Below are 14,283 nucleotides of genomic sequence, written 5' to 3' on the forward strand. Positions count from 1 at the left end.
TGTTGGGATCTTTATATTTTTAAATGAATTTATTATTAAAGAGATAGGTCAATCTTAAGGCCAATGTAGCGGCTGGAAGGGTCTTGCAGATCGTTGTCATTGCCGAAATCGGGGTCGATAATTTTTGCCTTCTTCAGGATAGCGAGATTATACCCAAAGGCCGTCAGGTTCAGCTTTTTGACCCCTAAGTTGGGAAATAAGTGAGCCATGCTATAGGTCAGTGAAACATCCCGAAGCTTTACGAAGCTGCGGTCGAATACATTGGCAAACAATTCACTCTCATCCTGGGTAACTCGTGCCCGGTACGGATAATTTTGGGCCCACTGTTGCCAGCCTACCGCCGTAGTGTTTTCCTTATACTCGCGGGTATCACTGATGACATTCCCGTCCGTATCGGTCTGCAATTCTCCGCTTACCACGTTCACGCCTTCTGGAACATATACCGGTTCGCCAGCAGCATATTCCTCATCTCGCCATTGGGTAGATTCCGGATGCTTGCCGCCCCACCACATTTTCTCTACGGTCAGGGAGTTCATCACTCCGCCGACAGCACCATCGATACTGACGTTAAGGGCTAACTTTTTGTACTTAAACTGGTTCTGGAGCCCAAACCGCCAGTCGGGAAGCAGATGCCCTTTCAGTTGGGGATACGAATCCTGCGTAGGCAGCCCGGTTTCTTCGTCGAGGATCAGGTAACCATCCGCGGATTTCATCCAGCCAGTAGCGTAGTAGTTATCAGACCGCTCACCCACTGACAGATTCTTGAATTCATCCTGGTCGCCATAAATGCTGGTCAGCCGTTCCACGCGCCGCGACCAGTTGGCTGTAAGGTTCCAATCAAAATTTTGACTCTGCACCGGGGCCGTATTAACAGTCACCTCTACTCCATTGGTGGTATACTCGTTACCATTGATTTTACGGCTGCTAAATCCGGAAGCCAATGAAATCGGCAAGTCAATGATCTGGTTTTTATCTACGATGTTGTAGTAGGTTACATCAAAGTTGAGCCTGTTGCTGAACAGTCCTGCCGAGAGGCCTACTTCCTTGGTAATGGACTGCTGTGGATTAATAAAAGGGTTGACGATTCCCGAAGGATACGTCAGCTGTGGATTTCCGTTGAAATTCCCCGTCTTGTTATAATAAGCGACCGTTTGGTAGGGGTTATTGAAATCCGGATCAAGGTCGCTGGATACTTTTGCCCATGAACCATACACCCGCAAGTTTGAGATGGGCTGCGGCAGATCAACAAGGTTAGATATCACTGTGCTCAATGAAGCTGAAGGATAGAAATAGGAGTTGTTTGACTCCGGCATGACGGACGACCAGTCGTTACGTCCCGAGAGGTTCAGGAAGATGGCATCCAAAAATTCCAGATCAACGGAGCCATATAGACTTCGAATGGCCTTTTTACGCTGCTCGGTGGATCCCTGAACATTCCGCTTAGTGTTGGACAGGCTGTACACGCCGGGGACGACCAGGCCATCCGTCGAGTTATAGTACTCTTCGTAGCTCTGGAAATTAGAGTTTGCGCCGCCAATTACATTGAAGTTAAAAAATGATGTCAGCTGATTTTCATATCTAAATCGCAAGTCGTTATCAAAAGTAAGGGCATCCATATTCCAGGTTTTGTAAAAGCCATCCCGGGGATCGCCATATCGGAGATAGGACTTGGGACGCTCCTGGTCTTCGAACCGATCCCGGTTATTGACCGATGAACGCGCCTGTACGTAAAAGTTGTTGGTCACATCCCACCGTAACTTGAGCTGCCCGCGATATACATCAGAATTATACTCCTGGTTGCGATTATAGGCTCCGAAATAAGGATTATTGTACCAGGCATAATTCCAGTTAGCCTGCTTGTATCCTTCCTGTCCGGGAACCCAAAGGTTATTGCGCTGCGCCCGGGGATTCACATCGGTACCCTGCCAAATCAGGAGCGTATAAATATGATTGTTAGGACCATACCCGTAGGCGGGGTAGTTGGGCGACTTTACTTTATTATAGGATACTTTGTTATCCAGTGTGATGGAAGAACCGATATTGAAAGTGGATGCGAATGAAAGACCTCCCCGATCCACCGAGGTATTCGGTACACGCCCCTGCTGGTGACCATAATTACCCGAGAATCGGTACCGGGCATCATCCTTTTTGTAGGCCAGGGAAAAGTCGGTGGTGCTGAATATGCCCGGACGCATAAATTCCTGGAGGTTATCATGCGATTCCCACGGAATAGGCACACGCTCATAACGCGATTTGTCATCATATTTGGAGCCTTCAACCGTGCCATACCATTCAATCGTCTCACCGGTCTGCGTGTCGCGGATGGGGCTGTTCCACTGGGGAATCATCTTGCCCTCCTCAAACTTGGGCCCCCAGATCATATCACCATCGGAAATTCCGCCTCCTTTGCCATCCCAAAACTCATACTGTCCATTAGAGCCATTGCCATACTGCTTTTGTACTTCCGGAAAGACGGCATAGCCGGCGGTACGCATTGTACTATTGGAAATATTAATTTGTAGCCCTTCGGTTCTGGCATCTTTGGTAGTAATCAATATCGCGCCATCTTTACCACGCGAACCGTACAAGGCCGAAGCCGTTGTTCCCTTCAGCACATTAATTTCGGCGATATCATTTTTAGAGACATCAAAAAAGTCGGTTTCGACCGGCACATCATCAATAACGATGAGCGGCTCCTTGCCACGCAACCGAATTTCCGGGCTCTGAAACAGACCCGTTGGATTATTGACCGTCAGTCCCGATACCTTGCCGCTGAAAAGGTTTGCCACATTGGGAGCCGTCGTTCCCTCAAGAGATTCGGTCTCAATTTCCTGCGTGGAATAACCAATTTTCTCTTTTTGTTGCGTAACCCCCATGGCCGTAACCACAACCTGGCCAATTTCACCGATAGACATCTGCAAAGACACATCGATAACCTCACGGCCGGCCACAGGTATCGTCTCCTTTTCATATCCAACGAATGAAAAGATGAGCGTATCCGACGGGCCTGCAGCTAAACCATACTTTCCATCGATATCGGTGGAGGTGCCCTGCGTTGTGCCTTTGATCATAACATTTACCCCGGGCAAAGATTCCCCGTCAGAGCTGGTGACGGTACCCTTTACCTGCTTATCCTGAGCCTGACTCATTACATTTATACATAAAAAGCCTACAAATAGTAGCCAATACTTTTTCATTATTCGTTTTGAAATTTAAAGTGTTCAACATTTATCATTTGATATGAGTCCTTCCTCATATTTTATTTCGTGTCGAACATACAGGCGGGCCTTAACCGAGGTGTTAGATCAATATTATTTCTGGATTAAGGAATCAGATTAACAACTAATTGAAACTTAATAATTTAATAATAGGCAATAACTAAAACCTTACTTCTTCATATAGTACACTTAACGAAAGGTATATTGGTATACTTATCAGGCGCTCTCTCTATTGAATTAAAGCATGACCATTGCAATATTAATGGCAGCAGGATAAACGGTAGGATATTCTTTTTTGTTAGCATTCATCCAAATTGTAAAAATAGTCATTTATAAGTTTTTCTACATACTATGAAAATTTTATTAGTTGGTGGTACTGGTACCATTGGTTCTCGAATTACAGATCGGTTGTCTGATGATCACGATCTCGTAATTGCCGGACATTCTTCAGGCGATATACAAACCGATATTACAGATCCTGAATCCATTAAAACACTCTTTGAAGAAGTCGGTGCCGTGGATGCGGTCGTCGTTACGACTGGTTCGGCGCCCATGAAACCCATCGATCAGTTAACAAACGATGATTTTTTGGAAGGCGTACAAAGCAAGATGATGGGCCAGATTAACGTTGCGCTTACGGCTCTGGATTATCTGAACGATAACGGCAGCGTTACCCTCACCTCGGGCATTTTATCGCATGATCCCATTCCCCAGGGTACGGTGCTCAGCGCCATCAATAATGCCGTAAATGGATTTGTGATCGGTGCCTACGGGGAATTCTTGGAAAAAGGATTCCGCATTAATGTCGTAAGCCCCGCACTGGTCGAAGATTCCGCCGAAGCGCTGGCCGACTATTTCCCCGGTCATACGCCTGCAACCATGTCCGATGTAGTGGATGGCTACGTCAAAAGCCTTCAGACCAAAATTACGGGACAAATTATCGACATTGATTAACCTGAACAAGTAGCTTCATCCGTATTTGGCGAGGTATTGATATGTGGGCTCATGTGGCTCCAGCCTGATCGTAAGCTCGCCAATCGTTTCTATCCAGATAATTTAGGATCTTTATTTCTTTAGGATACACCTGTACTCATACACTTTTAAACACCAATAATTCTAGCCATGGACTTACAACTAAGCGAACAAAAAGCACTTGTAACAGGATCAACGGCTGGCATCGGCTATGCTATCGCTGAATCGCTGGCCCGGGAAGGCGCTCATGTTATTATCAATGGTCGCAAGCATACTGACGTAGATGAAGCCGCTTCCAAGCTTCGCCAATCAACCGACAATGGCTTTATTTCGGGAGTCGTAGCCGATTTTTCTAAAAAAGAAGAAGTAGATGCCCTTATTGAAAAAATCCCCGACCTGGATATTCTGGTCAACAATGTGGGTATCTTTAATGAGGTCGATTTTACCGACATCAGCGATAACGAATGGTTTGAAATGTTTGAAGTCAACGTGATGAGTGGCGTTCGGCTGGCCCGGCACTATTTCCCAAAAATGATGGAAAAGAATGAAGGTCGCATTATCTTCATCTCCAGCGAATCGGGGATGAATATTCCCACCGAAATGATTCATTACGGTATGAGCAAAACGGCGCAGCTGTCTGTATCGCGTGGACTCGCCCGGCTGACCAAAGGCTCAAATGTCACGGTCAACGCCGTTTTACCTGGCCCTACGTGGAGCAGGTCGCTCGAAGAAAGTATGAACGAACAGGCTGAGGAAACCGGGCAAACGATCGAAGAGTTAACAGAAGACTTTTTTAGTGAGAGACGACCGACCTCCCTAATTAATCGGTTTGCGGATGTCGAAGAAGTCGCAAATATGGTAACTTATGTGGCCAGTCCATTGGCCTCTGCAACCAACGGTGCAGCTCTGCGCGTTGACGGTGGCGTAGTCAATTCTATTATTTAACCGGTGATCATAAATAATCCTTAATACTTTTTCGTGAAAAAAGCACTATTAGCATTAGCCCTCGGTGGTTTCGGCATCGGAATGACCGAATTTGTCATCATGGGTATCTTACCAGACGTTGCCAGCGCTCTTAACGTTACAATCCCTCAGGCGGGTCATTTCATTTCCGCCTATGCCGTTGGGGTCGTTGTGGGCGCCCCCCTCCTGACGGCTATGGGCAGCAAGTGGCCCGCTCACAAAGTGTTATTAGCACTTATGGCCTGGTTTACTATTTTTAACACCGCCTCGGCTTTTGCCAACAGTTACAGCAGTATGCTTGTCGTGCGCTTTTTATCTGGACTTCCTCATGGTGCTTTCTTTGGCATTGGCGCGGTTGTAGCGGGTGAGCTGGCGCGTCCCGGTAAAGAGGCCCGGGCCATCGCTACGATGTTTACCGGGCTGACCATTGCCAATGTTATCGGCGTACCGTTGGGCACGTACATGGGCCACCACTATAGCTGGGGAATCGCATTTATCATTGTAGGTATTGTCGGCATCATGACGTTAACTAGCATCTGGTTCTGGATGCCGAAGCTGCCGCCCTCCGCTTCCGAAGAGGGGCTGTTGCAAGATATGAAGGTCTTTAAACGTCCCCAGCTCTGGATTGTCTTCTTTCTGACCACCATCGGCACCGGTGGTTTTTTTGCCTGGTACAGCTATATTGCCCCACTCATTACCGAAGTAGCCGGCCATCCCGGTAGTATGGTAAGCCTGGCCATGATTTTAGCAGGCCTCGGGATGACCGTCGGTAACCTTACGGGCGCTAAGATGGCTGAAAAGATGGGGCCGCTCTACGCCTCCATCCTTGCGCTTTCGCTGATGTCCGGCGGATTGATACTCAACACTTATTTGGCGTCCCACCAAACCGCCGTGCTGGTTATGACATTTGCCATTGGTTTGATTGCTTTCTGCATTGGAACACCTCTGCAGCTTATGATGATTAATACGGCCAAAGAATCTAAAATGCTGGGGTCTTCCCTTAACCAAAGTGCTTTTAACATCGGCAATGCCGCTGGCGCCTACCTGGCAGGACTGCCGATTGCTTTCGGCTATGGATTTACCTCCGCCGATCTCGTTGGAGCTGGACTCGCCGCTTCCGGGGTACTCATTGCCACAGTGATTGTTTTTATACGACGGGGTACATTAAAATTTGCAACCTCAAATACATAGTATTGGGTCCTCTGATCAACTCAAAAGAATAGCTCTGTTACCGGTTTTTAAATCAACGCTCAGATAGAGGGACCTTTGACAGTAAAATCCAAAAACAATTGACCGATAGATAATCCATTAAAACTTTACCACTGATAAATTTGTTTGGTCAGTTCTGATTTATAAAAAAAGAGATTAAACATACATTAAGCTATTGAATTGACTCAATGAACAGTTACCCACCATCAAATAATATTCGCTATTCCGTTTTAGACCTTGCCGTTATTACTGAAGGCCAGAGCCCAGCTGATGCTATCCAAAACAGCCGCGACTTAGCCATCCGGGTTGAAGATATGGGCTATAGCCGCTTCTGGATGGCCGAGCACCACAACATGGAAAACATTGCCAGCTCGGCCACTTCCGTACTACTCGGTCACGTAGCCCAAGCTACCGAAACATTGCGCGTCGGCTCCGGCGGTGTCATGCTGCCCAACCACTCACCGTTAATTATTGCCGAGCAGTTCGGCACTCTGGCCACGCTTTATCCCGACCGCATCGATTTGGGATTAGGCCGCGCGCCGGGCACCGATCCAGCTACGGCCCAGGCCATTCGCCCTGATCGCATGCAGCAGGTTCGACAGTTCCCGGATAATGTGAAGCAGCTGCAGCAGTATTTTTCTTCCGACAACTCCAATAAGATCAATGCGATTCCCGGTAAAGGCACGAACGTCCCCATCTGGATTTTGGGCTCCAGCACCGACAGCGCTCATCTGGCTGCTGCTTTGGGCTTGCCTTATGTGTTTGCCAGCCATTTTTCTCCACAGCAGCTGATGCCCGCCCTGAAGGTATATCGGGATAAGTTTCAGCCTTCCGAACAACTGAATGAACCGTATGTTATGCCGTGCATTAACGTCGTGGCGGCAGACACGGATGAAGAGGCCCAATATCTATCCACTTCTCTAAAGCAGATGTTCATGGGCGTGGTGACCAAAGAGCGCAAGCCCATGCCGCCCCCGGTGGACGATATGAACCAAGTCTGGGATTTAAGGGTGAAAATGGCCGTAGAACAGATGCTGAAATATACTTTTATAGGCAGCAAAGAAACCATCCAAAAAGAACTGACAGAATTTATAGATAAAACCGGGGCTAATGAATTGATGATAGCTTCTTATGTCTATGATTATCAAGAGCGCATTAAATCGCATCGACTGTTTTCGGAAATCATGAAGGAGTTCTCAGTTCAGCGGCATGCGTAAGTCATCTTGTTTCGAGTAATAATTCATCACTGACAAAATATGTATCATTAATTATGACACGTCTGACCCTATTATTTTTATTTATCTCAATGGCATTGTCATCCTTTGCCCAAACTCCGGAGGAAGAACCTCTGGGCATAAACCTTGAAGGATATGAGTATCCTTATAACACAGAATTTTTCACTCTTCAGTCACAAAATCAAACATTGGACATGGCCTACATGCATGAAGAGGCCGAAGAACCCAATGGCAAGACGGTCCTTCTGTTTCACGGTAAAAACTTTAATGGGGCATATTGGGGACAAACCATGAAGCGACTGCTTAGCGAAGGATTCGATGTTTTGGTTCCTGATCAGGTAGGCTTCGGGAAATCATCTAAACCTGATTACTACCACTACACCTTCCAGCAGTTGGCTAAAAACACCAAAACTTTAATGGATTCTCTTGGTGTAAATCGAACGGTTGTGCTGGGACATTCCATGGGTGGCATGCTGGCAACCCGCTTTGCCCTCATGTATCCAGACAACACCTCTAAATTGGTGTTGGAAAATCCCATTGGTCTGGAAGACTGGAAGCGAAAAGTACCTTATCAAGGCGTAGAAACCTGGTACGAGGGAGAGCTTGGCAAAACGTATAAAGGAGTAAAAGAATATATGTCTGCCAGCTATTACGATAACAACTGGAAAGCGGCCTACGATGAATGGCTATATCTGCGTACTGCCTTTTTTAATAGCCCCAATTACGATCGATATGCCTGGAACCAAGCTCTGACAACGGACATGGTGATGACGCAACCCGTGCTCTACGAATTCCCGGAACTGGAAATGCCGGTAGTACTCATTATTGGTCAACGCGATCGTACCGCTCTTGGTTCTAATCTGGTCCCCGATTCCGTGGCAGCAACAATGGGTAACTACACGGAGTTGGGCAAAAAGACTGCGGAAGCTATTCCCCATGCCACACTGGTCGAGCTGGATAGTATTGGTCATCTGCCCCATATTGAGAATTTTGATCAATTCATCCGAATTTTACTCGATAATATTCAGTAACAGAAAAAAGAGTTATCGGGCACTGAAGGGTTCCAGACCTTTCAATTAAGTAAAGTTATTTGTCCGATGACTCTCTTTCATTTGTTCAGCTGTTCAACCTGTAGATCCTGAATCAACTTCAGGATTACTATATTATCCCAGTCGGTAAGGTGTTACAAAGTCCATAGTTACATCAAATAGTATCAGCTCCGTTCCATCATCCAGAGCCTCTAATCTTAGCTTCCCTTCCTTCTCTACCCCTATACCATCCCCTTGCTCCAGCCGGATACCTTCGTTCAGGCGGAGGCTTCCGTGGATGAGCTGGATCCAGGCCCCTCGCCCCTCTTCCAACAGATGGATCGTTTGGGTACCCTCCGGAAGTATTCCCGCATAAATATCCACATCCTGGTTGATGGACATAGATTCATTGCGTCCACTCTGCGATACGTAGTGACAAAGACGATCTGTGCGCTGTTCTTCTGAAAACCGCTTCATCTGGTACCCCGGCTCCAAGCCTGCCTTGTCGGGCAGTATCCAAATCTGAATATTATGCTCTACCTCGGCATGTTCATTTTTTTCGCTGTGAACGATACCCGTGCCCGCCGTTAACCGTTGCATTTCACCAGCACCAATCTCTTCGGTATTTCCCATGTTGTCGCCGTGGGTTAATACGCCACTGGAAACATAGGTTAATATTTCCATATCCTTATGTGGATGGGTATCAAATCCCTCATGAGGCTGGATATGATTCTCCACGATCACCCGAATTGGACCAAAACGCATCCACTCAGGGTTGTGATAATTGGCAAATGAAAACGTCATCCAGTTGTCTGTCCACCCAAAATCTTCAAATCCTCGCTCTTCACTCCGGCGCAGTCGTATGTTGTGGTTTTCCATTAGACAGCTTCTCTATTTATCGTTTAACATTAAACTAAATAAACAGCATGGTATGGCTAATCGTTCAATTTGTTGACATAAAAAAAGCCCGACATCAATAGCCGGGCTTTCAAATTTCATACACAAAAATATACAGCAGGAGTGTTAGTTGCCTCCGTCAGAACCGGAACCTCCATTGGATCCGTCCCCACCGCTGTTTCCTCCATTATTATTTTGCTGCGGTACTTCTGGCACAGCAGATGGCGTCTCGGAAGGGGCATTTTGCTGACCGGGCAGTTCAACACCTTGTTCCTGTACGGCACTATTGGTTGTTTCACCACCATCGATAGCAAAGTTAGCAAAAAGACACAACACGAGTAAAGCTCCGCCCAAAATAGAAGTCGATTTTGAGAGCAAGTCAGCTGTGCGCCGGGCACCTAAACCCGCTCCTCCCTGCATACCGCCGGCCAATCCACCGGAAAGGCCTTGTCCCTGCCCCGGTTGCAACAGGATGACAATCGTTAGAAGTACACAAATAAGAACAATAACTGTTAAAATAATATTATAAAGCATGGTATATAGATAACGCTAAAATTCAGACTCGTAAGTTAGGCAAAATTCCCTTTTTTTACAATACTCTACTTTTAAATTAATCTCCTTTTTATATTACTAACTGCTATATAAGCATTTAATTTCATTAAAGACTGTTCTTAGTGCAAGATTTCATCACTCAAATACAGGAATGGGTACAAAATGCCCCCGAACTGCGTTATAAAATATTTCTTTCAGCGGCAATCATTCTGATCATATGGGCCCTTCGCCTGATAACAGTCCGTATCGTAAATAAGCGATTGCCCGAAGCACGCGAACAGTACAAATGGCGCAAAAATCTGACCTACATTTCCGTTTTTGTAGGTGTGTTCATTATTGGACGCATCTGGTTTGAGGGCTTGCAGTCGCTGGCTACCTTTCTGGGACTATTGTCCGCCGGCCTTGCCATTGCTTTGAAAGATCCGGTTTCTGATTTTGCGGGCTGGATGTTCATTCTATGGCGCAAGCCTTTTGATGTGGGAGATCGTATTCAACTGGGGGATGTTAAAGGGGATGTCATTGATATCCGCATTTTTAAATTTACTGTTCTTGAAATCGGAAATTGGGTACGTAGCGACCAAAGTACCGGACGTGTTGTTCACCTGCCCAATCATCAAATTTTTTCTGACCCATTAGCTAACTATACCAGTGACTTTGAATTCATCTGGAATGAACTGGAAGTACTCCTGACCTTCGAAAGCGATTGGGAAAAAGCCAAAGAACTGTTGCAGGAAGTAGCCGAAAAACATTTAGAAGAATTTGTTAAAAATGCGGACCAGCAGGTTCAGAAAGCACAAAAAGCATATCTCATTTACTATCGTCACCTTACTCCTATTGTCTATACGGATGTGCAGGATAGCGGAATCTGCCTGACCATCCGCCATCTTTCCAATCCACGAAAACGGAGAAGCGTTACTCAGGCCATTTGGGAAGATATCCTACGGCTCCTGGATGAGCATGAGGATATCGATTTGGCCTATCCTACTATGCGCATTTTAAGAGATTCTTCTGATGAGAAATAGCAGTTTTATTTGGGAATGGGCTGGATGAGTTCCGGGCTATTATTACTCCTGTCATTAACATCCTCTGAGACTCGATTCACCGCCATTTTACTCATTGGAAATGGACTCACCAGGCTGTTCAGAATATCTTGACCTAATGGTTCTTGGGCCAACCAAAGATTATAGTTTTCAGGCTCCAGGATGACGGGCATCCGATCCCCTACCGGTTGTATCAATGCATTGGCATCGCTGGTAAGCATCGAACAGGAATAAACGTTGCGTCCGGAATCCGATTCCCATACCGAATAGATTCCTGCAATAGCCATAAGCTCGTTGGATAGCAATCGAATATAAAAAGGGGTGCTTTGCTTCTCGGTAGTCTTCCACTTATAAAAACCGTGTGCAGGTATAAGGCAACGTTGCGACTTCAAGCATTTCAACTGCCAGTTACTCTCCAATACCTGGTCTGTTGATATTTCATAGTTTTCGATACCGTCACGCTCTTCATCGGCCCCAGGGGGTATTTGTCCCCATCGGAAGCGATAGATTTCCCTTTTCCCGTCTTCAAAATATATAACCGGGATCAATGAACCTGGTGTAATATTGAAATGCGACTCATAGAAATCGTTACGCTTAGTAGAAACGCCAAACTGTTGCTCTACTTGTTCTTTCGTAGCATCGAATACATATCGGTCACTCATAAATTTACTATAATTTTAGTCTTTTCTTCTTTTCACGTAGATTCCACTTCTTTTATACTAAGGTAACCGCTACAAAACCGCCAATGTTTCTTTAATAGATATGAATTTATTTTTTAATAAAGATGAACAGCGGACCCGCGCCGGATGGCGTGTACTCATCCAGTTTTTTCTTTTCTTTTTCATATCGGGGTTTGCGGCATTAGCATTTAATGCCTTATTCCCAAGCAGCTTAAGCATAGCCTCTGCCATCCCCCAACTGATTGGTGTGGCCGTTAGTATTATCCTGGCAGCCTACGCCCTGGATAAACGACATCTTGAAGATTATGGCTTATCTCTCAGCCCCCAATGGTGGAAGGATTTAGCAGCAGGCATCATTATTGCCGGATTTGCTTTAAGCGTTATCTTTTTGATTGAATGGACCGCGGGATGGCTGATTATCAGCGGTTATGGATGGACACCAACCTCCGGGCACTCTTTTCTTTGGGGTATTCTTAGCGCATTGGGGGCTATGTTGCTGGTTGGCTTTTATGAAGAATGGTGTTTCCGAGGCTACCAGCTTCTCAATCTCACTGAAGGGCTACAATATCCTAAATTAGGGGTTCGGGGTGCCGTTACCATAGCTACGCTGGCCTCTTCAGCTGTATTTGGGCTCATGCACGCCTTTAATCCCAATAGTTCGGGAATTGCAATATTTAATATAATGCTGGCGGGTATCGTATTGGCCATCCCCTATATCATAACGGGGAACCTGGCGCTGTCAATCGGCCTGCATTTTAGCTGGAATTTCGTACAGGGGGGCATTTTAGGATTTGCTGTTAGTGGTATCCGGCTGGATGCCTCTGTCATACAGATTACTCAAAAAGGACCTATATTTTGGACCGGTGGAGTATTTGGCCCGGAAGCAGGATTGTTAGGTGTTCTGGGCATGGCAATAATTGGGGGAGGCTCCTACGTTTATATAGTGAAGTCGGGTTATGAACGGAAGGTAGCTCCTTTATTTAGTAAAAGGTACAGAGCAAATACAAAATCAGATGAGCAAGGCCGATAAGTTTTGTATATTCCATTACCTGATGAGTACCGCTTGCTGTTGAAGCGGTGCATATTGCAAGATAACATTAATAAAATGAAAGGTTAGAACGTTGAAGTTTGAAGAAATGTCATTAAGCCCCAATATTTTGAGCGGGCTTCGAGATGTAAACTACACTGAACTTACTGAACTCCAGGAACAAGCACTCCCAGCTATACTTGAAGGGCAAGATGCTATCATTAAGGCCTCGCCGGGTAAAAGTAAAAATGGATGTTTTACGATACCCGCACTGGCTAAAATAGATGCTAAAGAGAATGTAGAGGGGATTACTACGCTCATTCTCACTCCCAATTCTGCTGAAGCACAGCAAATTGAAGACCTTGTCCGTGGCTTAGGCTATCATGCACAAATAGAGTGTGCCTGTATTGATCTTGATAGCAGTAAGGAGGAACAAAGAGAAGCCTTAGCAGCAGAACCCCAAGTGGTTGTAGGCAACCCCGGACCACTGGCAGACACGTTGCAAGAATTACGCTACATTTTTCGCCATGTGGACTACCTGGTGATTGATGATCTTTCCAAAATTATCTCCTTAAATCTTCTTCAAAAGGTCCAGGACATCTTGAAGCGTGTATTGTCTGATCATCAGACGCTTATTTTTACCGATGAGCTGACGGATGAGATACAAGAATTTGCCGAGGACACATTGAATGAAGGCATAGACATCGGCTTTAACGATAAGGAGAAGATGCTTCTCAATAAGCCCCCTGAGGTTACCCAAAATTTATCTCATGGATATATCTACGTGCCAAACCGCATGAAGATTACCACATTAATGGCCCATATTGAGAACTCTCCCAAGGACCAATGTATCATCTTTACTGCTTCCAAAAGAGGTACTGATCGTCTCTATAAAATTCTGCGTAAGCGGAACTATAAGGCTACCAGCCTGCATTCCAAGCTTTCGGATGAGAAACGTTCGCAGCGATTTGCCAACTTTACGAATGGAGATGTACAATTCTTGTTGGTTGGCGACCTCTCGGCTACTACGCTTAACATTACGGATGTGAAAAAAGTCATTAATTATGATGTCCCCAAAGATGCAGATGAGTACCGGTATAGAACCAATTTAATCTCTGACGATAAATCCTCCAGTATCGTTTCTCTTGTATCTAAGCAGGATAGAAGTGATATCAATGAGCTTGAGAAAAAGCTGGGACATTCGCCCAAGGAGCTTGACCTCCCTGAAAAAGTTAAACAAAAACTTAAGGAGCGGAAGAAGCAGAAAAGCGCACAAAAGAAGAAACAAAACGGCAAGAAAAAAAGCCGACCTAAGAAGAAAAATAAAAAGAGTAATGAAATGGAGCTTCCTCGCCCAAGTTACGATAAGCTAAGTGGAGGCAAGGCTGGCAAAAATAAAAAAGATGAAAAGTCGGGTGTTATCAATATGTTGAAAAATTTATTTTCTTGATCTCGCCTCTCT

12 protein-coding genes are annotated in these 14,283 nt (G+C 45.7%); 8 read left to right on the forward strand and 4 right to left on the reverse strand.

Translation table 11 applies throughout. The annotated features are described in order from the left end of the window. Positions 1–35 precede the first annotated feature (35 nt). Positions 36–3,197, reverse strand: a complete 3,162-nt coding sequence (locus J6I44_RS16475; protein ID WP_265767255.1) for a SusC/RagA family TonB-linked outer membrane protein — start codon at positions 3,195–3,197, stop codon at positions 36–38. 372 nt (positions 3,198–3,569) lie between these two features. On the opposite strand from J6I44_RS16475, the gene J6I44_RS16480 reads away from it, so the two are divergent. The 5 genes from J6I44_RS16480 to J6I44_RS16500 all read left to right on the forward strand — a co-directional run bounded on the left by J6I44_RS16480 (position 3,570) and on the right by J6I44_RS16500 (position 8,628). Beyond that, positions 3,570–4,172, forward strand: a complete 603-nt coding sequence (locus tag J6I44_RS16480) for a short chain dehydrogenase (RefSeq protein WP_265767256.1) — start codon at positions 3,570–3,572, stop codon at positions 4,170–4,172. Positions 4,173–4,340: 168 nt separating this feature from the next. Beyond that, a complete protein-coding gene (locus J6I44_RS16485) occupies positions 4,341–5,135 on the forward strand; it encodes an SDR family NAD(P)-dependent oxidoreductase (RefSeq protein WP_265767257.1) in 795 nt (264 codons plus the stop codon). A 33-nt stretch (positions 5,136–5,168) separates the two neighbouring features. Then, positions 5,169–6,344, forward strand: coding sequence for an MFS transporter (locus tag J6I44_RS16490; protein WP_265767258.1), 1,176 nt, complete (start codon positions 5,169–5,171; stop codon positions 6,342–6,344). A 206-nt stretch (positions 6,345–6,550) separates the two neighbouring features. Continuing rightward, positions 6,551–7,579 (forward strand): LLM class flavin-dependent oxidoreductase, encoded by a 1,029-nt coding sequence (locus J6I44_RS16495; protein WP_265767259.1) that lies wholly within the window; start codon positions 6,551–6,553, stop codon positions 7,577–7,579. Between the two features lie 53 nt (positions 7,580–7,632). Beyond that, positions 7,633–8,628: an alpha/beta fold hydrolase gene (locus J6I44_RS16500; protein ID WP_265767260.1), complete on the forward strand. Its 996-nt coding sequence runs from the start codon at positions 7,633–7,635 to the stop codon at positions 8,626–8,628. 132 nt (positions 8,629–8,760) lie between these two features. On the opposite strand, the gene J6I44_RS16505 is transcribed toward J6I44_RS16500, so the two are convergent. Both J6I44_RS16505 and secG read right to left on the reverse strand, forming a co-directional pair. Then, the gene (locus J6I44_RS16505; protein WP_265767261.1) at positions 8,761–9,504 is read right to left on the reverse strand and encodes a pirin family protein; all 744 of its coding nucleotides are present in this window, start codon (positions 9,502–9,504) and stop codon (positions 8,761–8,763) included. A gap of 144 nt (positions 9,505–9,648) precedes the next feature. Then, a complete protein-coding gene (gene secG, locus J6I44_RS16510; protein WP_265767262.1) occupies positions 9,649–10,056 on the reverse strand; it encodes a preprotein translocase subunit SecG in 408 nt (135 codons plus the stop codon). Positions 10,057–10,196: 140 nt separating this feature from the next. On the opposite strand from secG, the gene J6I44_RS16515 reads away from it, so the two are divergent. Beyond that, positions 10,197–11,096, forward strand: coding sequence for a mechanosensitive ion channel family protein (locus J6I44_RS16515; protein WP_265767263.1), 900 nt, complete (start codon positions 10,197–10,199; stop codon positions 11,094–11,096). A 5-nt stretch (positions 11,097–11,101) separates the two neighbouring features. Here the strand turns inward: J6I44_RS16515 and J6I44_RS16520 are convergent, their stop codons facing one another. Then, positions 11,102–11,776: an SOS response-associated peptidase gene (locus J6I44_RS16520; protein ID WP_265767264.1), complete on the reverse strand. Its 675-nt coding sequence runs from the start codon at positions 11,774–11,776 to the stop codon at positions 11,102–11,104. Between the two features lie 100 nt (positions 11,777–11,876). Here J6I44_RS16520 and J6I44_RS16525 point away from each other — a divergent pair, with 100 nt between their 5' ends. After that, positions 11,877–12,824, forward strand: coding sequence for a CPBP family intramembrane glutamic endopeptidase (locus J6I44_RS16525; protein ID WP_265767265.1), 948 nt, complete (start codon positions 11,877–11,879; stop codon positions 12,822–12,824). A 91-nt stretch (positions 12,825–12,915) separates the two neighbouring features. Beyond that, a complete protein-coding gene (locus J6I44_RS16530; RefSeq protein ID WP_265767266.1) occupies positions 12,916–14,271 on the forward strand; it encodes a DEAD/DEAH box helicase in 1,356 nt (451 codons plus the stop codon). Positions 14,272–14,283 lie beyond the last annotated feature (12 nt).

The sequence above is a fragment of the Fodinibius salsisoli genome (genome assembly GCF_026229185.1).
GTDB lineage: Bacteria > Bacteroidota > Rhodothermia > Balneolales > Balneolaceae > Fodinibius > Fodinibius salsisoli.